The sequence below is a fragment of the Bacillus sp. ABP14 genome (assembly GCF_001831375.1).
Classification (GTDB): domain Bacteria; phylum Bacillota; class Bacilli; order Bacillales; family Bacillaceae_G; genus Bacillus_A; species Bacillus_A paranthracis.
This window is the reverse complement of sequence record NZ_CP017016.1, coordinates 4,560,046-4,578,883: the sequence shown is the minus strand read 5'-3', so window position 1 is coordinate 4,578,883 and position 18,838 is coordinate 4,560,046. Positions and strand designations below refer to the sequence as shown.

The following is an 18,838-nucleotide window of genomic DNA, read 5'->3' as shown; positions in this document are numbered from 1 at the left end:
CTGATAATTATATTTTAACGAATAAGAGAGGCTGCCTAATTAGGAGACAGCCTGTAAAGTATTAACCGTTATGATATTTGTACATCCAGAGGATACCGGATTTTAGTAACCTTGGTACACGTCCCATTAATGGTTGGTTTGCTAGCAAACCAAAGCCATGCTTCTTACCAAGAGAGCCGAGAACACCTTTTAATTTAATGACAGGTAGTTCGTCAGGAAGTGGTTCATTATTCCAACGTTTTAATAATATTTGGACAATTTGTTCCCCTTGACCTTCAGCAAGTTGTGCAGATGGTGCGTGTGGAAGTGCTGCACAATCTCCTACAACATATACGTGCTCGTTATTTGGAATATTGTGATATTTTGTTAAAACAACCCGTCCGCTACCATCTTGTTCAACTGGAAGGTTTCGAACAACTTCATTTGCTTGAATACCAGCTGTCCAGACGATTGCATCACATTCAAGTGGTTCATCGTGGTTGTACACAATATTTGGCTCTACTTTTGTAATGTTAGAGTTTCGTATAATAGTAACTTTATGTTTTACGAACCATTCTTCTACATATCTACTTAATTTCTCTGGATATGGGAATAGAATTCTATCTTTTCGATCAAATAAGTAGATTTTTAAATCAGAACGGCTTTCGCGAAGTTCACTTGCGACCTCAACGCCACTTAATCCAGCACCAACGACTGCTACTGTTGCATTTGGTTCTAGACTATTTAATTGTTCATATGTCTTACGTGTTTGTTCAATCGATTGTAGGCTATGTGTATATTCCTTCGCCCCAGGAACGTTATGATATTTATCCTCACAGCCAAGTCCAATAATTAAATCATCATATTGAATTGCTTCACCGCCATCGAGATGAACAGCTTTTTCTTTGAGATCAATATTTGTTACTGTGCCGTATTGAATATTGAGGCGTGGGTGTTCAGGAAACGGTATACGAATATGCGTTTCTGAAATAGTACCCGCAACTAATGCATAATATTCAGTTTTGAAGCAATGATATGGTACTTTGTCGATTAATGTCACTTGTACATCATCCGGAAGTTGGTTGCTTGGAAGTAGCCGTTGCAGAATTCTCATTCCACCGTAGCCGCCACCTAATATTACGAGGTGTTTCATGATGGATTACCCCTTTTCTGTTGAAATATCCCCTAATCATAAAATTTTATATTAATAAAATATTTTGACTTTACTCAATCAAATTATATCGAATTTGTGAACAAATAACAATGCATGAATGAATACTCTGTTGTACAATAAGAAGAAAAGTAGAGTAAACGATCTGCATTATTTAGTTACCATTTCATCGTAAATAGCATGTTATATAGAAGGAATCATCTATTTTGAAGTGAAATAATGAAGTAACTAAATAGTTTAGAAGGTGTAATGAAAACAACAAGAAACAGCTTAGTTTTTTTCTTATAGATGAAGTCAGAAAGTAATTTGTTTTGTAGTACAGGGGGGAGAATTTTGATTAAACCATTAATTGAATTTTGTGTAGGTAACCTTGCAAGTGGTTCACAAGCAGCTTTAGAGAAATTAGAAAAAGATCCGAATTTAGATGTAATGGAGTATGGTTGTTTAGGATATTGTGGCATTTGTTTTGAAGGACCGTTTGCACTTGTAAATGGTGAAGTAGTACAAGGTGCTACAGTAGAAGAACTTGTTAATAATGTATATGAGTATTTGGATGAAAATCCAATGTTTTAAGGTGTTGCAATCGACAGCACCTTTTTCTTATGAGATAAAATCTTCTTTTGCAGGGAGATAATATTGTATATAAATAAAAAAAGGCCCTTTTAGAAGGGCTTTTTTCTTACACAATTTGCGCAAGACTGGCTTATCGCCAAATGTTGTCAAATATGAGAAACGGGGGACATTCATATTGTGTTCTAAAAGCGTGCATTTTATACTTAACATAACAAATTATTTTTGGAGTGAATACAAATGAGCCAATTTTCTTTTACAAAAATGCATGGTCTTGGCAATAGTTATATATATGTAAATATGTTTGAAGAACAAATTCCTGAAGAAGATTTAGCTCTTGTGGCGGAAAAGGTTTCAAATATTAATATTGGTATTGGAGCAGATGGAATGATTTTAATTTGTCCATCTGACGTAGCGCCGGTGAAAATGCGCATGTTTAATAATGATGGATCAGAAGGAAAGAGCTGTGGTAACGGTTTACGCTGCGTAGCGAAATATGCGTATGAGCATAAACTAGTAGAAGATACAGTTTTCACAATTGAAACGTTAGCTGGCATTGTAACGGCGGAAGTAACGGTAGAAGAAGGGAAAGTTACATTAGCGAAAATCGATATGGGAGCACCTCGTTTAGCCCGTGCAGAAATACCGATGCTTGGTGAAGGTGAAACACCATTTATTCGTGAAAACTTCTTATACAATAACCATCGTTATGCATTTACAGCTGTTTCAATGGGAAATCCGCATGCAGTTATTTTTGTTGATGATGTAGAACAAGCACCTCTTACAACACTTGGACCAGTTCTTGAGACACATGAAATGTTCCCAGAACGAGTAAATGTTGAATTCATTGAGATTTTGAATGAGGAAGAGATGAACTTCCGCGTTTGGGAACGTGGATCTGGTGTAACACAAGCTTGCGGAACAGGGGCGTGTGCTGCAGTTGTAGCCTCTATTTTAAATGGAAAAATGGAACGTGGTAAGGAAATTACAGTTCATTTAGCTGGCGGTGATTTAATGATTGCATGGACAGAAGAAGGCAATGTGTTAATGAAAGGACCAGCAGAAGTAATTTGCCGCGGAGTGTATGAGTACAAGATAGAAGCGTAAAGATGTATAATAGAATGAGAACAGAAAGGATGGTGTATTTCATGATTGAAGTTACAGAACAAGCAGCTTTTCAAATTAAAGATATGTTAAAAGATGCTGAAGATGGAGAGAAGTACGTGCGCCTTGCTGTACACGGCGGCGGATGTAGTGGTCTTTCTTACGGCTTAGGATTTGAAGTAGAACCAAAAGAAGACGACACAGTTCTTGAGTTTTTCGGTGTTGAATTTGTTATCGATAAAGAAAGTGCTCCCATTGTTAAAGGAGTAAAAATTGATTATAAACAATCTATGCTTGGCGGTGGATTCACAATCGACAATCCGAACGCAATCGCATCATGCGGATGTGGATCATCTTTCCGTACAGCGACGAATGCTGGTAAGCCAGAAGAGTGCTAAGTTTTTAGTTGAAATAGAGAAAGACCTTTTTAGTGATGGAGTGCAATCGTTAAGGAGGTCTTTTCTTTTGCCGTAAAAGTCCAAAATGAAACTTATGTAAAAAACTTTCGCTCAAAAGTTAGAAAACAATATATAGTCACTTTATCATTTAGAAATTTCTTTTCACATATTGAAAACGAAACTGCTAAAGTAGCTTTAGGTTGTTCCATTCATTCATTGCTAGTTATTTGAGCTTCTTTTAAAGTTCTCTTTTTTCGAGTTATAATTGAGGGGCAGAAAGAGAGGATATATGCTGGAAAATATTTTTGAATTTATATTGAAGTACATTATAGGTCCTATTCTTAGATTTATAAGATACATTGTGATAGATATTATAATAGAATGCATAATAGAAGGTGTAATAAACGGTATAAGGAAATTACGTGATAAAGCCCATGATAAGTGGCGAAACTGGCGTGAAAGACGTTATTGGCGGTAATCGGTACATAAAAAATTGGCAGTAAAGAGATAGAGGATAAAAAGCCTTAAGGGAGAGGATTCATTCATTTCCCTTAAGGCTTTTTATAATGAAGTAGTAGCAACTCATCTCAATTTAGAATCTGTACTCATGCCAATTGGTGACGGGATGACGGTTTCTAAAGTGAAGAAATAATTATTATCTTACAAAAGTGTAATGTTCGTGTCATGTTTTTGAATTTCTTCTTTAAGCTCTGGGCTTTAAGATAACAATATAAGAAAAACACATGAGGTGAAGGAAATGAAAAGATATATTGCACTTTTTAGTATTTTAGTTGTATTTGCGAGTCTTTTAGTTGGCTGTGATTTAAATCGTATGGGTAAAGATGAGTACTACGTTCAAATTACAGTAGATGGAAAAGAGTATAATGGTAAGTCTGATAATGGAGAGCCATACAAACATTTTGAGTATAAATTAAAAGGGTTTGATAAAGACGGAAAAGAAAAAGAATTAGAATTTAATGCTCAAAAAAATCTTCGTAAAGAAGCATTTTTACGCGTATACAATTCAGATAAAAAAGGTGTAACAGCTTGGGAAGAAGTAAAGAAAGACGAGCTTCCTGCGAAAGTGAAAGAAAAATTAGGTGCAAAATAAGATAGAAAAAAGGAATTGACGAACAGGGTCAATTCCTTTTTTGATTCTCAAAATCCTCTTCTGAAATGACTGTAAATCCATGTCTTTTAAATAAAGCAGTTGTTACCCCGTAACCAGTTTGTTTATTCCCGTTAAATTCTCCCGTGTAAATTGTAGAACTACCACAAGATGGACTACGTTCTTTCAAAATAATATATTCTGGGTGTAAATTTTTGATTTGTTCTAGCGCTTTATAAGCACCGCTCACGAAAGATTCCGTGACATCTTCACCATCTTTTGTCATCACTTTCGCTTTTCCATCCAAAACGTCATCGCCATTCCCGCCAATAATTTCAGCTGAGGGACGAGGCGTTGGCAATCCACCTAATACTTCAGGACAAATAAGGACTGTATCTTCTTTTTGCAGGAGCTCCTCTATTTTTGAAATGAGATTGTCATTTCCATCATAACGACAAGCGATACCACCTAAACAAGCGCTAATTACGATCATATTTTCATCTCCAATAAAAAATATTAATTACCACGCCAAATTCCCTTCCGATTCCTTATTTATAAGTGAGGTGATAAAAATGGGAAGCTTATATAATTTAATGAAACCATATAGTGAATTTCGAAGTAAAGAAGAGTTTAATACATATCAAAAACAAGTTTTGAAACATTATCGATTTCAATTAAATAAAACGGATGCTACTATTATTCATTTTTTAGGAAAGTATGCAGTGAATGAGAAACAGAAAACAGTGGGGGTTGCTTGTCCGTTAATGGAGACGATTGCGACGAATGTTGGAAAAAGCATTCGTACAGTGCGGGATTTATTTTTAGAAGTTGGATTAGAATGGGGAGCAGCACTGAGAAGAAGTAAGGGGATACCGTTATTTGATCCGTTTAAAAAGGAGCCATGCGTATAACGCATGACTCCAAGTAGTTAATCAAACTTTCTTACAACTGGAACACGAATCGCTACAAATAGTACGAAGACGATAACGGCGATTGCACCACTTTTCATAACGGTTACGATTGGAATTCCAATTGCAAGCGCGATGGATGTGAATGCATAAGAAAGCGGGATAAAGCCCATTGATGATAGCATAAGCAAACTCATTACGCGCCCCATCATTTCTTCTTTTACTGTCGATTGAATCATCGCCATCAGTGGAACGATAGCCATTGCGATTGTAATACCGTAAAACATGCCAGCTAATAATGCTTGCCATAGTACAGTGCTAAAGTTGATGGATAAGAAGAAGACACCAGACAGTAGCATCATGATAATGCAAAATAGACCGCGTCTACGATTAATATTTTTTAAACCGACAATGACAGCGCCTATTGCCATTCCGCCGCCGACAGACGCTTCTAAGTAACTAAACTGAAGCGAATCACCGTGTAGAACATTTTTAACGAAAAGCGGGAAACCGACTTGCATCGGACCGATTAAAAATAAGTTTAGAAAGGCGCTACAAATAAGGAAAGTTGAAAGGAATGGAGATTCCTTTACATATAAGATTCCTTCTTTAATAGAAGTGAACATACCTTTGTCTGTATTTTGCTGCTCTGGCATCGTAAATTGTATTTTTTGAACGAGTATGGCTGCGACAATGAGTAATAAAATTGTAATCGAGAAAATCGTTTCATAGTTCGTAAATTTGATAAGAATGCCGCCAAGTACAGGGCCTAAGATGACCGATGCTTGGTTTGTCATTTGTGTAAGTGAGTTTGCTTGTGTTAAACGGCTTTTTTCGACAAGTTCAGGCAAGATAGATCCATCAGCTGACCAGAAAAAAGCATCAGCAAGCCCGAAGAATAAAGCGAATAAAGCAAATGTATATAGTGTTACATCACCTACGATAAACCATGTAAGGATGGTTGCGACAAGAATAGCACGAACAATATTAGAATAAAACATAATGTTTTTTTTCGGGAATTTATCAGCTACAGCGCCGCCGATAATCATAAAAATAAGCCTTGGAACACTAAGAGCTACGAAAACAACACCGAGTGATGCCTCAAGGTTTAATGTTTTTGCTATGTACCACGTTTGTGAAAAAGTAAAAAAGGCTAAAGCGAAACTTGAAAAAAGAGTAGCTGCCCAAAGAAAAAGGAAATTCGTATTTTTTAATAACGGTTTTCCGCTTCCTTCTAAAGCAGATTTATTTTGTTGTAGTTCCTCCATATTGCTTCCTTTCTATGCGACAAATTTAAACTAAAAAACTTGTTAACAATCACTTTATCCCGCGTTAACGGGCAGTAAAACTCCCACCTCAAAATTTGGCTCGAGCAAAGAAGTTAGGTGGGAGACTAACTGCCCGTAAACGTCCGATTGGTTCAACTAATACTCAGTGGTGGGGGATGAATCCCCCCCACCACTGAGTATAGTTTCACTTTATACAGTTTCTAATATTTCTATACTGCACTTTCTCATTGTAGACAATTATGTTGGATTTGCACAGTGGCTATTTAACGACAAAAGAGAAGATACCAAATGGTATCTTCTCTTTTGTCGTTTAGGCTAATGCAATATAAATATCCAATTGTGCGTTGTTTGGATCTGTTGCTTTTTCATCGTATAGCTCGAAGTCTATTGTGAAAGTACGTTTGTTTTCTTTTGACCATTTCCAAATATATTCCCAAGCTTCGCAAACGACTTCAGCAACTGGTCCTTTTCTCGTTGTAAATACCGCATACGTAGCGGCAGGTATTGTTAAAGTTGTCATATTTTCAGGAACGTCTTCTAATGAAGAAACGGGCATACCAATTGTGAATTGATATGTACCAGTTTCATCTGATTCGTAGTTTGAGTAGAAAGCGAATGTTTCTTTCGTTTGTTGATTTGGGATGTGATGCATGAGTTGTTCTTGGAAGTAGCGATTCCAAAGACCAGGAATTTTTCCTTCAGTAGATGCCTCTTTTTCGTTGGTCGTCGTAATCGAAATGCCTATTGCTTGGAAAGCTTCTTTTTTTACGATAGTAGGTTCTTTCATTTTTAAATATCCCCCTTATTGAATAGAACATTTGTTCTTATTTATTGTAACATATTTTGGAAGGGGACGATAGCGTAATAAAAAAGAACTCCTTCGCATAAAAGGAGTTCTTTTCATTTCTATATTAAAACATACTAGAGCTGTGCATCGGTTGAAGTTTTGCGTTTGGATCGAAGTAAGCTTTCGCATTGTTTACTGCGGTTGGTGCTTCACCGAAGCCGCAAGCAATGAGTTTTACTTTTCCTTCATATGTACAAATGTCACCAGCAGCGTAAATGCCAGGAATATTTGTTTCCATTTTCGAGTTCACGAGAATGCTGTTTTTTTGTATATCTAAGCCCCAGTTTTTAATTGGGCCAAGGGAAGAAACGAAGCCGTAGTTTACGATTACGTCATCAACATCGATGATAATTTTTTCTTCCGTTTTTACATGCTGAAGAACGACTTGTTCAATTTTGTCATCACCAATGAGTTCTACTGGAACGTACGGTGTGCTTACTTCTGCACGAGAGTTCATTAAGCTTTCTACGCTATGTTCATGCGCACGGAATTTATCACGGCGATGAACGATTGTAACCTTGTCAGCGATTGGCTCTAACATCATTGTCCAATCAACAGCTGAATCGCCGCCGCCAAATACTACGACGCGCTTACCAGCAAATTTATTCATATCATCAACGAAATAATGTAAGTTTTTCTTTTCATACTTTGCTGTTCCTTCTAATTCTAAGCGGCGTGGTTGGAAAGCACCATTGCCAGCAGTAATAATTACTGATTTAGAATAGTGAGTTTGCTTATTTGTAACAAGTTTAAATATACCGTCAGCTTGTTTCTCAAGCGTATCAACAGCTTCTTCTAAACAAACGGTTGGATCAAATTTCTTCATTTGCTCTTTTAAGTTATCAACTAATTCTTGTGCACGCACTTTCGGGAATCCGGCTACATCATAAATGTATTTTTCAGGGTAGAGCGCGGATAATTGTCCTCCAAGCTGAGGTAAGCTTTCAATAATTTTTACACTTGCTTGTCTCATACCACCATAAAATGCTGTGAATAGTCCTGTTGGACCACCACCAATAATTGTTATGTCGTAAACTTTTTGATTTTCTGCCACTTTCATTCCCCCTATAGATGGAATTTTGATATTGATTTCATATATTGTTCATATGTACACGAAAATCCTGCAAATGATGATACTTTCAAATAAATGATAGCATATTTGAGTTCATAATACTTCTGAAAACGACTGAATTGTGTGTAAGTTTTCGCATAGATGCGTTTTTAATTGTATAAAATATGGTGAAAGGAAAATACATGAAAAAAAGGCTGAAAAACCCTTGAAAACGCTATGTTATTTTAAAATATTGATAATTCTCCAGACGCTTGAATTCTGGAATAAAACCGACTAATATAGGGAAGTGTTATGTTAAATTTCTATGACAAAATTCGTACGATTTTTTGACTGCGTTTTGTTATGATATAGAATGTGATAAATTCCACATTCTTGACAAATAGAGTTTTTAGTACTTGGTATTATTTTTCATTACTATTATATAAAGAAAAGGGTTGTGATTTGGTGAAGACTCCAAAAATCGTAGTTTTAGGTGCAGGTTATGGCGGGATGATTACGACTGTTCGTCTGCAAAAAGCATTATCTGTAAATGAAGCTGAAATTACGTTAGTAAACAACAACAGCTATCACTACCAAGCGACTTGGTTACACGAGAGCGCAGCTGGTACATTACAAGATGAAAAAATCTGTCTAGATATTCAAGACGTTATTGATACAAATAAAGTGAACTTTGTACAAGATACAGTAGTAGAAATTAAAGCTGCTGAAAAACGCATTATCTTAAAAGACGGCGAGTTAGAATATGACTACTTAGTAATCGGTCTTGGTTTCGAATCAGAAACATTCGGAATTACAGGATTAAAAGAGCATGCATTCTCAATCGCTAACATTAATGCAACTCGTCAAATTCGTGAGCATATGGAAGCTAGCTTCGCTAAATATGCAGATGAAAAGCGCGATGAGTTAGTAACAATCGTTGTTGGTGGTGCTGGATTTACTGGTATCGAGTACGTAGGTGAGCTTGCAAACCGTGTTCCTGAACTTTGCAAACAGTACAATGTACCACGTGAAAAAGCACGTATTATCTGTGTAGAAGCTGCTCCAACAGCACTTCCAGGTTTCGATCCGGCATTAGTAGAATACGCTGTGAAACAACTTGAGAAAAAAGGCGTAGAATTCCGCATCGGTACAGCAATTAAAGAAGCAACTGAAGAAGGTATTATCGTTGCAAACGGTGATGATACTGAATTAATTAAGTCTGAAACAGTAGTTTGGGCTGCAGGTGTTCGTGGTAACGGTATTGTGGAAGAGTCTGGCTTTGAAGCAATGCGCGGACGTGTAAAAGTTGATGAGTACATGCACGCTCCAGGATACGAAGATGTATTCATGGTTGGTGACGCAGCGTTAATCATTAACGAAGAAATTAACCGTCCATACCCACCAACAGCACAGATCGCAATTCAACAAGGTTACAACATTGCGCACAACTTAACTGTGTTAGTTCGTGGTAAAGGCGAAATGAAGAAATTCGTATTCGACAATAAAGGATCTGTATGTTCTTTAGGTCATGACGATGCAATGGGCGTTGTTATGGGCAAAAAGTTAACAGGTTGGAAAGCTTCCTTCATGAAGAAAGTGATCGATAACCGTTACCTATTCTTATTAGGTGGACCTTTATTAGTTCTTAAAAAAGGTAAATTAAAGTTCTTTTAATATATAGTAGAGAAAGCAGAAACGGCTAAGAGCTGTTTCTGCTTTTTTCATTTAAAAAATATAGTATAATATATAAAAAGAAAGAATATTCTGTCCGTTCTAATGGAGGAGGGTATGACATCATGGAGAAGCGAGGAAAAGTATGGTTAGCTGTCAGTGGTCTAGTAGCTACAAAAGATGGCAGGTGGTTATTCGTTAAGAAGAAATACAGTGGGTTAAAGGGGAAATGGTCTTTACCGGCTGGTTTTGTAAATGAAGGTGAGACCGTTGATGAAGCTGTGAAACGTGAAGTGTTAGAAGAGACAGGTATTGTCGCTCATGTGAAGGGGATCATTGGTGTTAGATCGGGCGTGATTCGCAATGAGATTAGTGATAATATGATTATTTTCCTTTTGGAGCCTGAAGGGGAAGAGATTATTGTACAGGAGAAGGAATTGTCTGAAGTAGCGTTTCTACATCCAGATACGATTGCGGACGATCCAAATACGTCTGTACTTATTACATATTTGTTAGAAAGACAATCAGAATTACATCTTGAAATGGACAAAACATTAAATCCAGGAGAGCAGTTTGGTTATACAGCCTATCACGTATTTACGGCACATACGAAGGAGAGGGAGAAAGAGTGAGTATACCGGTATTACTTATTTCAATGATGTTATTTTTCATTTTGTTTTTTGGAATTGGATTTTTACTTAATATGATATTGCGAGCGACATGGGTAATGGTTATTGTATATCCGATTGTTTGTATGCTTATTATTAATAAGGCAAGTATGTGGGATTATTTTTCAAAGCCAAAAGAAACATTCTCTTCATTTGGGACAAGTGTATCGCATTTAGGACAAGCAGATGTGTTTATTTTATCTACTGGATTGATTGGTGCTGCTTTAGCGGGAATCGTTATTAAGAAACTTCGGAAAAGCGGATATCAAATGTTTTAATCTCCAATGCAATTGGAGATTATTTTTTTGCATATTCTTTCATCGTATAGGGAATGATTAACGATGAAGGAGTGTGGAATATAAAAATGTTAAAACGATATTGTATTCGCATTATGATGACTTGTTTACTTGCAATTGCATTATGCGTAACATGGAATGCTTTCACAGGAGTTTCTTTATTAGAGATTGTAAAGAAATATGAGGGAACGAGTGCAAAAGAAGTACATGCAGCAGAAGTTAAGAGAAATGTTGCTCCGAGTAAAGAAGTGATAAATGCTTTAGAGCAGGCAAATGACTGGTCTAAATATCGTTCAATTGAAATGACTGCAACAGGTTATACATCGGGAATTGAGTCAACTGGTAAGAGGCCGGGACATCCGGAGTATGGTATTACATATTCAGGTGTTAAGGCGAAACGGGATTTATATTCCACAATCGCAGCGGACCTACGCGTGTTCCCAATTGGAACAATTTTATTCGTACCAGGTTATGGGTATGGTGTAGTAGCTGATAAGGGCGGTGCAATAAAAGGAAACCGTCTTGATTTGTATTATGATACAGTGAAAGATGTTTATAGCCAATGGGGTAAGAAAAAAGTAAATGTGTATATAGTTAAGCTAGGAAATGGTAAGTTGTCAGAAGAAGAGTTAACGATGTTAAATCAAGATGAAACGATGCAAGTGTTTCGTGGTCAATATTTAAAACAAAGATAGTCTAGTGGTAAGTACGCTAGACTTTTTTTATTTTATATAGGATGTAACAGAAGTTAGAATTGTCGCATTTTATCGAAAATAAAGTTATAATAAAGATAGAGTAGAGAAATTTAGGGGGTCTGAACATGTTTCACGTACAAAAAGAATTAGGAAGCCATGAAGCGCTGATTGTTGCCTTATTTGAAGAAGAGCAAACGAGTAGTTTTGTACAAGAACTGGACAAAGCGTTTGAAGGACAATTACAAGTTTTATTAGAAGAGAAAGAACTTTCTACGAAGAAGAAAGCTATTTCAAAAGTACATAGTTTAGGAAAAACAAATGTGAAACGCTATTATTTCGTTGGTTTAGGTAAGAAAGAATCTTATACGACAGAAACATTACGTGCAGCTCTTGGTAAGGCATTTAAAACATTGCAAGCAGCAAAAGTACAAGACGCAGCAATCTTGCTTGATTCTTTCGTAACAGAGAAATTAGACGCGATTGATGTCGCTCATATCGCAGCAGAAGTACAAGGCCTTGGTACATATGAGTTACAAACGTATAAATCAGATAAAAAGGATCGTGTGGAGCTAGAGAAGTTCACGGCTATTACAGCGGAAGATACACAAGAAATTGAAGCTGCATTAACAGTTGGCTACGTACATGGACGTGCAACAAATTCAGCTCGTACACTTGTAAATATGCCGCCAAACGTATTAACAGCGACAAAGCTCGCTGAGTATGCTGTTGAGTTAGCTGAGAAGTATGATATGGATTATAAAGTTCTTGAGAAAGAAGAGATGGAAGAGCTTGGTATGGGTGCGTTACTTGCAGTAAACCAAGGTAGTGTAGAGCCACCAAAAATGATCGCTCTTATTTATAAAGGAAAAGAAGAGTGGACAGATGTTATTGGATTCGTTGGAAAAGGAATCACATACGATACAGGCGGTTATTCTTTAAAACCACGTGAAGGCATGGTCGGTATGAAAGGTGATATGGGCGGTGCGGCTGCTGTATTAGGTGCGATGGAAATTATCGGTGAACTTCGCCCAGAGCAAAATGTGATCGCTGTTATTCCATCAACAGATAACGTTGTAAGTGGTACCGCATTTAAGCCAGACGATGTAATCACATCTATGAGCGGAAAAACAATTGAAGTATTAAATACAGATGCAGAAGGTCGCTTAGCATTAGCTGACGGTATTACGTATGCGAAAAAATTAGGTGCAAACTATCTAATTGATGTTGCGACATTGACAGGTGGTGTAATTGTTGCACTTGGAAATCATACGACAGGTGCAATGACAAACAATGAAGAGTTATTCGAGCAAGTGCTAGAGGCATCTATGGAAACAGATGAATCAATTTGGCAATTACCGATTTTTGATCGTGACAAAGAACGCGTGAGAAACAGTAAGTTTGCTGATTTAAATAACTCACCAGGCCGCGAAGGACATGCGGTTATGGCAGGTACATTCCTAGGTGAATTCGCTGAAGATACACCTTGGGTACATTTAGACATCGCTGGAACATCTGAATCATCAGGAGCGCATGATTTAGGACCAGCTGGAGCGACAGGTGCAATGGTACGTACACTTGCAACGCTTGTTGAACGTTTCGGCGAAGAATAAGATCGTAAGAGAGGGCTGTTCCTACATTTTGGAACAGCCTTTTTTATTGATATATAGTGTTACGGCCGATGTAATTTTACTTTATAGAGAAATTGTATATAAAGTCCCGTTTAAAGCAAAGGAAGTGCGGCCTGTTTCTTCAGAGACAACTAAAATAAGGGCATCGCTTTTTTCTGATAAGCCAATTGCAGCTCTGTGACGTGTCCCTAGTTCAGGATCAACTTCTGTGCTTTTCGTTAATGGAAGAATATTAGCAGCAGAAACAATATGGTTATTTTTAACGAGAACGGCTCCGTCATGAAGAGGGTTCCCTGGATAAAAAATCGATTCGAGCAGTGGTGCGGTTAAATGAGCATGTAATGTTGTTCCAGTTTGAATACAAGATTCAAGTGGCTCGTTTCGTTCCACAACAATAAGAGCACCATGTTTTCTGGCACTTAAATGTTGAACAGCTGTTGTAATGAACTGTGAGCTTTCTGTATAAGGTGATAAATACGCTTGAATATAGTATGTAGCTGCCAGTGTTTGTACATTTGCTAACATATGATGAATATCTTCCATCTTGCACAAAATACATTCATCTTCTTTATCAATTGCCTGCCTCATAATTGATAATTCTTTTTCAGCAATTTCAATCATTTGCTTTGTTTGTATTTTGAGCTCTTCTGACAAGCCCCATTCTTGCATAATCCTCATTCCCTTTAGTGGAGTATTTAATCATAGTGTATACAAATATTCCTAGTAAAATCCTGTTAGATTGTAAAAAATATTGAGATACAGGTTGTTTTTTTCATATAATAAAGGTATGACAAGCGAGAGGAGATAGAAGTATGAACTGGAAACAAGAATTTAGTCGCTGGCTTTCATATGCAGAGTTAGATGCAGAACTAAAAGAACAGTTAGAAAACATGAAGCAAGATGAGAAAAAAATCGAGGACAGCTTTTATAAAAATCTAGAATTCGGCACAGGTGGTATGCGTGGTGAACTTGGTGCTGGTACGAACCGTCTGAACGTATATACAGTTCGTAAAGCGACACAAGGATTAGCGGAGTTTATTGAAAAGTTAGGTGAAGAAGCGAAGAAGCGTGGTGTTGTTGTAGCGTATGATTCTCGTCATAAATCACCTGAGTTCGCAATGGAAGTTGCTGCTACACTAGGTGCACACGGCATTACAACATATGTGTTTGAAAGCTTACGTCCAACGCCAGTGCTTTCTTTCGCAGTTCGTCATTTACATACAGTGAGTGGAATCGTTCTTACTGCAAGTCATAATCCGCCTGAATATAACGGTTATAAAGTATACGGTGAAGATGGTGGACAGTTGCCTCCGAAAGAAGCTGATGAATTAATTAGCTACGTAAACGCAGTGGAAGATGAATTAACAGTTGAGGTTGCTGATGTGGAGCAATTAAAAGCTGACGGTTTATTACATATTATTGGACAAGAAGTCGATGATGCATATGCTGCAGAATTGAACAATGTCATTATTAATAAAGAAATGGTGGAAAAGGCCGGCAAAGATTTAAAAATCGTCTTCACACCACTACACGGAACATCAAATATTTCTGTACGCCGTGGTTTAAAAGAAGTTGGATTTACAGATGTAACAGTTGTAAAAGAGCAAGAGTTACCAGATCCGAACTTCTCTACAGTAAAATCGCCGAACCCAGAAGAGCATGCAGCATTTGAATATGCAATTCGTGAAGGTGAGAAGGTAGGCGCAGATGTGTTAATCGCAACGGATCCTGACGCAGATCGTCTTGGTGTAGCAGTTCGTAATCACGATGGTGAGTTCCAAGTATTAACTGGTAACCAAACAGGTGCATTAATGCTTGATTACTTATTATCTCAAAAGAAAGAAAACGGAACGCTACCAGAGAACGGTGTTGTATTAAAAACAATCGTAACGTCTGAAATTGGTCGTACAATCGCGAAAGCATACGGTTTAGATACAGTTGATACGTTAACTGGATTTAAATTTATCGGTGAGAAAATTAAACAGTATGAAGAAAGCGGACAATACGAATTCCAATTCGGTTATGAGGAAAGCTATGGTTATTTAATCCGTCCATTCTGCCGTGATAAAGATGCAGTACAATCTGTTCTATTTGCATGTGAAGTAGCTGCGTACTACAAATCACAAGGTAAAACGTTATATGATGGTCTATTAGAAGTGTTTGAGAAATACGGTTTCTTCCGTGAAGATCTTGTATCGTTAACGCTAAAAGGAAAAGATGGAGCGGAACAAATCCAAGAAATGATGGCAACATTCCGTGAAAATCCTCCGAAAGAAGTAGCGGGCTTAACAGTTGTAGCAGTTGAAGACTATAAAGCAAGCATTATTACATCTTTACAAGATGGACATAAAGAAGAGATTCACTTACCGAAATCAAATGTGTTAAAATATCAATTAGAAGATGGTTCTTGGTTCTGCCTACGTCCATCTGGAACTGAACCGAAGATTAAGTTCTACTTCGGTGTTCAAGATAATTCTTTACAAAATAGTGAACAAAAGTTACTTACTATTAAAGAAGATATTATGAATCGTTTATAATATAAAGTAATTTTAAGTAGTAAGGAACAAAAGGGAGCGAAATCTCCCTTTTGTTTTATGTAGGAAATGATTGCTATTAATTCCGACAGGAGAGAGGGTATTTTGTGATGAAAAAAGTAAGAAAAGCGATAATCCCAGCAGCTGGATTAGGAACACGTTTTTTACCAGCAACGAAAGCGATGCCGAAAGAAATGTTACCGATTGTTGATAAACCAACTATCCAATACATTGTAGAAGAAGCAGTAAAATCAGGAATCGAAGATATTATTATCGTTACTGGTAAAACGAAGCGTGCTATTGAAGATCATTTTGATAATGCATTTGAGTTAGAGCAAAACTTATTAGAAAAGAAAAAGTATGAGTTACTTGAAAAAGTACAGGCTTCTTCAAAAATGGTAGACATTCACTACATTCGTCAAAAAGAACCAAAAGGATTAGGTCACGCTGTTTGGTGTGCGCGTAAATTCATTGGTGATGAGCCATTCGCTGTTTTATTAGGTGATGATATCGTTCAAGCTGAAAAACCATGTTTACGTCAATTAATTGAAGAATATGATAAAACGCTTTCTTCTGTTATTGGCGTACAAACGGTTCCAGAAGATGAAACACACCGTTACGGAATTATCGATCCGTTAGAGCAGGAAGGACGTCGTTACCAAGTTCGCAATTTCGTTGAGAAACCAGCAGCAGGTACAGCACCTTCAAACTTAGCAATTATGGGACGTTACGTTTTAACACCTGAAATCTTCATGTTCTTAGATCAGCAACATGTTGGTGCTGGTGGCGAAATTCAGTTAACAGATGCTATCCAAAGTTTAAACGAAATTCAACGTGTATTCGCTTACGACTTCGAAGGAAAGCGCTACGACGTAGGTGAAAAGTTAGGATTTGTTCAAACAACAATCGAAATGGCACTGCAACACCCAGAATTACGTGATGACATGGTTACGATGATGAAGAAAATTTTAGAAGAACAAGCGAATCAAGAGTCTTAATATAAAAAAGGAGTTGTTCCTACTGGAACAACTCCTTTTTCTTATGAAATCGTCGAATGAGAATGCTGATAAGCTGAACGACGTACAGCATAGTATATACGAGGTGCGATAATAGCACCGATAATGGTAAATGCAATATCTTTTACTGCGAACCACATCATAATCATCCAAGCAGCTTTATAGCTCATATTACCACCCATGAAGAGATTGACTGCCCCGTACATGTAAGTAGTACCGATAATATACGTTAAAATGATTCCTGTGAACGAAGCAATTGCAAATGTACTGAATGTCGGTCGTTCTTTTTGTTCTACTAGTTTTCCTGATACGTAAGCAACGATAATAAATGCGATAATAAAACCACCAGTAGGATCTAAAAGTGCTCCAAATCCAGCTTTGAAGTTAGCGAAGATTGGTGCACCTGCTACTCCAACGAGCATGTAAACAGTCATTGATAATGCACCAAGTCTACTTCCAAGAAGAAGCCCTGCTAAAATTGCGAAAAATGGTTGCATAGATAATGGGATGCCCGCTACTTGCAGGAATGGTGCCCAAGATACAATATTTGCACCAATGGCCATAAGAGCGACGAACATGGCAGCTAATGCTAAATCTAAAACATGAAATCTTCTCATAATGTTAACCTCCTGTTGTTTTTAGGTTAACATTATCGTAGCGAAACTATTTACTTGTTGTCAATTAAAATATTTTGATAAGAAGTCTTCAAATAGTCTCTTAACAACGTATAAGGAATACGAAATTGCGGAATTCCACTTGAATAAGGGGCAATCTCATATAAAGGGAAATAAATGACGAGATTGTCCGGTTCTAAAAAGAAGTGGAACTTTTTCGTGCTCATGACTTTTTCAGATGCATCAGGAAAATAAATACTTTCATTTTGTTTAATTTGTCTTACAATCTCAGCACGAATTACTTCTTTGTATGCATCTTTTTGTTGAAATAAATCGTCTAAGTGTAGTAACTTTTTTTCGTTTAAATCGAATGTGTTTGCCTTCCACGTATAAAGACCATGTGCTCCGCCTGTATATTGATAGTAATTCAAATATAGGCTAAGAAAAGGTGGTTTATTTAAAGAGACTTTATAATCAACATTCGCCACGTATGGATGAAATGGTATACTTGACCCTTCTGTTTCTTTATAATATTTTTTTGCGTCTTTTTCTAATTTGGTTTTAAATTTGTCAGTAGATTTTTTGTAATAGAAATTGAGCTTATTTTGAAATTTAGAATCGGAAAAGTTATGAAAAGAAGGTCTGTTAATTTGATATTCTATATAAGGTTTCTTACCTTTTTGCGTGACAGTCTGAACATCGATTGTCAGGTTAGATGCTTTGGCTGCTAGTGCACAATTTGGTACAATAGTCAGCAAGGAGCACATAAGCAGTAATATACAAAATTTCTGTTTCATTTAGGTGAAACCTCCTTATATAAGTGTTATAAGTAGTTTGAAAATAAATAGGTAAAATTATACATTTTATTAAAGTAAGAGAAGGGGGAAACGATATGGCAAAAACTTTAATGGATTCACTTGGAATTGAGTTGTTAGAGATGACAGAAGATAAGGTGGTTGCTACAATGCCCGTAGATGAGCGTACGCATCAGCCATTTGGATTTTTACATGGTGGTGCTTCTGTTGCGTTGGCGGAAACAGTAGCAAGCGTTGGTTCATACAATTTAATTGATCAAGAAAAATGTATTTGTTTCGGTTTAGAAATTAATGCAAATCATATTCGCTCAAAGAAAGATGGAATTGTAACAGCGATCGGAACACCGATACATAGAGGAAACTCAACGATGGTTTGGGATGTACGTATCATTGATGAGAATGACGATTTATTATGTATTTCAAGATGTACAGTAGCAATTAAAGAAAAACGTGAAAAGTAAAAAAAGAGGCGCTCA

The 18,838-nt window shown here is 36.9% G+C and carries 21 protein-coding genes and 2 pseudogenes; 15 read left to right on the top strand and 8 right to left on the bottom strand.

All coding sequences use genetic code 11. The annotated features are described in order from the left end of the window. Positions 1-61: 61 nt before the first annotated feature. Positions 62-1,132 carry an NAD(P)/FAD-dependent oxidoreductase gene (locus tag BGI23_RS24000; protein WP_000682081.1) on the bottom strand — a complete coding sequence of 357 codons (1,071 nt, stop codon included), beginning with the start codon at positions 1,130-1,132 and terminating at the stop codon, positions 62-64. A gap of 351 nt (positions 1,133-1,483) precedes the next feature. Here BGI23_RS24000 and BGI23_RS23995 point away from each other — a divergent pair, with 351 nt between their 5' ends. The 6 genes and pseudogenes from BGI23_RS23995 (at position 1,484) to BGI23_RS23975 (ending at position 4,333) form a co-directional block, all read left to right on the top strand. Next, complete coding sequence (locus tag BGI23_RS23995; protein WP_000595026.1) at positions 1,484-1,723, top strand: YuzB family protein; 240 nt, start codon at positions 1,484-1,486, stop codon at positions 1,721-1,723. A gap of 237 nt (positions 1,724-1,960) precedes the next feature. After that, positions 1,961-2,827 (top strand): diaminopimelate epimerase, encoded by an 867-nt coding sequence (gene dapF / locus BGI23_RS23990; RefSeq protein ID WP_070807077.1) that lies wholly within the window; start codon positions 1,961-1,963, stop codon positions 2,825-2,827. A 41-nt stretch (positions 2,828-2,868) separates the two neighbouring features. After that, complete coding sequence (locus BGI23_RS23985; RefSeq protein WP_000573822.1) at positions 2,869-3,222, top strand: HesB/IscA family protein; 354 nt, start codon at positions 2,869-2,871, stop codon at positions 3,220-3,222. 289 nt (positions 3,223-3,511) lie between these two features. Next, on the top strand, positions 3,512-3,700 hold the full coding sequence (locus tag BGI23_RS28815; protein ID WP_000892291.1) for a hypothetical protein: 189 nt from the start codon (positions 3,512-3,514) through the stop codon (positions 3,698-3,700). Positions 3,701-3,784: 84 nt separating this feature from the next. Continuing rightward, positions 3,785-3,874, top strand: a pseudogene (locus BGI23_RS28225) (methyltransferase); the annotation flags it as partial. A 105-nt stretch (positions 3,875-3,979) separates the two neighbouring features. Further along, positions 3,980-4,333 carry a YxeA family protein gene (locus BGI23_RS23975; RefSeq protein WP_000833158.1) on the top strand — a complete coding sequence of 118 codons (354 nt, stop codon included), beginning with the start codon at positions 3,980-3,982 and terminating at the stop codon, positions 4,331-4,333. Positions 4,334-4,361: 28 nt separating this feature from the next. Here the strand turns inward: BGI23_RS23975 and BGI23_RS23970 are convergent, their stop codons facing one another. Further along, entirely contained in the window at positions 4,362-4,823 is a 462-nt protein-coding gene (locus BGI23_RS23970) for a 2-thiouracil desulfurase family protein (protein ID WP_000635471.1), read from the bottom strand. A gap of 79 nt (positions 4,824-4,902) precedes the next feature. On the opposite strand from BGI23_RS23970, the pseudogene BGI23_RS23965 reads away from it, so the two are divergent. Beyond that, positions 4,903-5,142 (top strand): annotated as a pseudogene (locus BGI23_RS23965) (helix-turn-helix domain-containing protein); the annotation flags it as partial. Positions 5,143-5,258: 116 nt separating this feature from the next. On the opposite strand, the gene BGI23_RS23960 reads toward BGI23_RS23965, so the two are convergent. The 3 genes from BGI23_RS23960 to BGI23_RS23950 form a co-directional block, all read right to left on the bottom strand. Beyond that, the gene (locus tag BGI23_RS23960; protein ID WP_001974166.1) at positions 5,259-6,506 is read right to left on the bottom strand and encodes an MFS transporter; all 1,248 of its coding nucleotides are present in this window, start codon (positions 6,504-6,506) and stop codon (positions 5,259-5,261) included. A 331-nt stretch (positions 6,507-6,837) separates the two neighbouring features. Further along, entirely contained in the window at positions 6,838-7,314 is a 477-nt protein-coding gene (locus BGI23_RS23955; protein ID WP_070807075.1) for a GyrI-like domain-containing protein, read from the bottom strand. A 124-nt stretch (positions 7,315-7,438) separates the two neighbouring features. Then, entirely contained in the window at positions 7,439-8,428 is a 990-nt protein-coding gene (locus BGI23_RS23950) for an NAD(P)/FAD-dependent oxidoreductase (RefSeq protein ID WP_000829779.1), read from the bottom strand. A gap of 462 nt (positions 8,429-8,890) precedes the next feature. Here BGI23_RS23950 and BGI23_RS23945 point away from each other — a divergent pair, with 462 nt between their 5' ends. The 5 genes from BGI23_RS23945 (at position 8,891) to pepA (ending at position 13,365) form a co-directional block, all read left to right on the top strand. Continuing rightward, positions 8,891-10,099 (top strand): NAD(P)/FAD-dependent oxidoreductase, encoded by a 1,209-nt coding sequence (locus BGI23_RS23945; RefSeq protein ID WP_000856615.1) that lies wholly within the window; start codon positions 8,891-8,893, stop codon positions 10,097-10,099. Positions 10,100-10,221: 122 nt separating this feature from the next. Continuing rightward, positions 10,222-10,728 carry an NUDIX hydrolase gene (locus BGI23_RS23940; RefSeq protein ID WP_000415311.1) on the top strand — a complete coding sequence of 169 codons (507 nt, stop codon included), beginning with the start codon at positions 10,222-10,224 and terminating at the stop codon, positions 10,726-10,728. Next, entirely contained in the window at positions 10,725-11,042 is a 318-nt protein-coding gene (locus tag BGI23_RS23935) for a YuiB family protein (RefSeq protein ID WP_000027014.1), read from the top strand. Before BGI23_RS23940 ends, BGI23_RS23935 begins: the two co-directional genes overlap by 4 nt. Positions 11,043-11,128: 86 nt before the next feature. Next, positions 11,129-11,755 (top strand): 3D domain-containing protein, encoded by a 627-nt coding sequence (locus BGI23_RS23930; protein ID WP_014481775.1) that lies wholly within the window; start codon positions 11,129-11,131, stop codon positions 11,753-11,755. A gap of 125 nt (positions 11,756-11,880) precedes the next feature. Beyond that, positions 11,881-13,365: a cytosol aminopeptidase gene (gene pepA / locus BGI23_RS23925; protein WP_000469183.1), complete on the top strand. Its 1,485-nt coding sequence runs from the start codon at positions 11,881-11,883 to the stop codon at positions 13,363-13,365. An 81-nt stretch (positions 13,366-13,446) separates the two neighbouring features. Here the strand turns inward: pepA and cdaS are convergent, their stop codons facing one another. Continuing rightward, a complete protein-coding gene (cdaS, locus tag BGI23_RS23920; RefSeq protein WP_001158738.1) occupies positions 13,447-14,052 on the bottom strand; it encodes a sporulation-specific diadenylate cyclase CdaS in 606 nt (201 codons plus the stop codon). Between the two features lie 143 nt (positions 14,053-14,195). Between cdaS and BGI23_RS23915 the strand changes: the two genes are divergently transcribed. Then, the gene (locus BGI23_RS23915) at positions 14,196-15,920 is read left to right on the top strand and encodes a phospho-sugar mutase (RefSeq protein ID WP_001104182.1); all 1,725 of its coding nucleotides are present in this window, start codon (positions 14,196-14,198) and stop codon (positions 15,918-15,920) included. A gap of 107 nt (positions 15,921-16,027) precedes the next feature. Next, on the top strand, positions 16,028-16,915 hold the full coding sequence (galU, locus tag BGI23_RS23910) for a UTP--glucose-1-phosphate uridylyltransferase GalU (protein WP_044791680.1): 888 nt from the start codon (positions 16,028-16,030) through the stop codon (positions 16,913-16,915). 41 nt (positions 16,916-16,956) lie between these two features. Here galU and BGI23_RS23905 read toward each other — a convergent pair whose 3' ends face one another. Beyond that, positions 16,957-17,550 carry a biotin transporter BioY gene (locus tag BGI23_RS23905; RefSeq protein ID WP_001252165.1) on the bottom strand — a complete coding sequence of 198 codons (594 nt, stop codon included), beginning with the start codon at positions 17,548-17,550 and terminating at the stop codon, positions 16,957-16,959. A gap of 50 nt (positions 17,551-17,600) precedes the next feature. Then, complete coding sequence (locus tag BGI23_RS23900; protein ID WP_000810315.1) at positions 17,601-18,344, bottom strand: DUF3298 and DUF4163 domain-containing protein; 744 nt, start codon at positions 18,342-18,344, stop codon at positions 17,601-17,603. Between the two features lie 95 nt (positions 18,345-18,439). Between BGI23_RS23900 and BGI23_RS23895 the strand changes: the two genes are divergently transcribed. Further along, positions 18,440-18,823 carry a hotdog fold thioesterase gene (locus BGI23_RS23895; protein WP_001140611.1) on the top strand — a complete coding sequence of 128 codons (384 nt, stop codon included), beginning with the start codon at positions 18,440-18,442 and terminating at the stop codon, positions 18,821-18,823. Positions 18,824-18,838: the final 15 nt, after the last annotated feature.

What these genes read in the sequence shown, in the direction of transcription:
- BGI23_RS23915 (WP_001104182.1), top strand. Translation starts at nt 14,196, where the DNA reads ATGAACTGGAAACAAGAATTTAGTCGCTGGCTTTCATATGCAGAGTTA.
- BGI23_RS28815 (WP_000892291.1), top strand. Translation starts at nt 3,512, where the DNA reads ATGCTGGAAAATATTTTTGAATTTATATTGAAGTACATTATAGGTCCT.
- BGI23_RS23940 (WP_000415311.1), top strand. Translation starts at nt 10,222, where the DNA reads ATGGAGAAGCGAGGAAAAGTATGGTTAGCTGTCAGTGGTCTAGTAGCT.
- BGI23_RS23900 (WP_000810315.1), bottom strand. Translation starts at nt 18,344, where the DNA reads ATGAAACAGAAATTTTGTATATTACTGCTTATGTGCTCCTTGCTGACT.
- BGI23_RS23960 (WP_001974166.1), bottom strand. Translation starts at nt 6,506, where the DNA reads ATGGAGGAACTACAACAAAATAAATCTGCTTTAGAAGGAAGCGGAAAA.
- BGI23_RS23895 (WP_001140611.1), top strand. Translation starts at nt 18,440, where the DNA reads ATGGCAAAAACTTTAATGGATTCACTTGGAATTGAGTTGTTAGAGATG.
- BGI23_RS23970 (WP_000635471.1), bottom strand. Translation starts at nt 4,823, where the DNA reads ATGATCGTAATTAGCGCTTGTTTAGGTGGTATCGCTTGTCGTTATGAT.
- pepA (WP_000469183.1), top strand. Translation starts at nt 11,881, where the DNA reads ATGTTTCACGTACAAAAAGAATTAGGAAGCCATGAAGCGCTGATTGTT.
- BGI23_RS23985 (WP_000573822.1), top strand. Translation starts at nt 2,869, where the DNA reads ATGATTGAAGTTACAGAACAAGCAGCTTTTCAAATTAAAGATATGTTA.
- BGI23_RS23905 (WP_001252165.1), bottom strand. Translation starts at nt 17,550, where the DNA reads ATGAGAAGATTTCATGTTTTAGATTTAGCATTAGCTGCCATGTTCGTC.
- BGI23_RS23930 (WP_014481775.1), top strand. Translation starts at nt 11,129, where the DNA reads ATGTTAAAACGATATTGTATTCGCATTATGATGACTTGTTTACTTGCA.
- BGI23_RS23975 (WP_000833158.1), top strand. Translation starts at nt 3,980, where the DNA reads ATGAAAAGATATATTGCACTTTTTAGTATTTTAGTTGTATTTGCGAGT.
- galU (WP_044791680.1), top strand. Translation starts at nt 16,028, where the DNA reads ATGAAAAAAGTAAGAAAAGCGATAATCCCAGCAGCTGGATTAGGAACA.
- BGI23_RS23955 (WP_070807075.1), bottom strand. Translation starts at nt 7,314, where the DNA reads ATGAAAGAACCTACTATCGTAAAAAAAGAAGCTTTCCAAGCAATAGGC.
- cdaS (WP_001158738.1), bottom strand. Translation starts at nt 14,052, where the DNA reads ATGCAAGAATGGGGCTTGTCAGAAGAGCTCAAAATACAAACAAAGCAA.
- BGI23_RS24000 (WP_000682081.1), bottom strand. Translation starts at nt 1,132, where the DNA reads ATGAAACACCTCGTAATATTAGGTGGCGGCTACGGTGGAATGAGAATT.
- dapF (WP_070807077.1), top strand. Translation starts at nt 1,961, where the DNA reads ATGAGCCAATTTTCTTTTACAAAAATGCATGGTCTTGGCAATAGTTAT.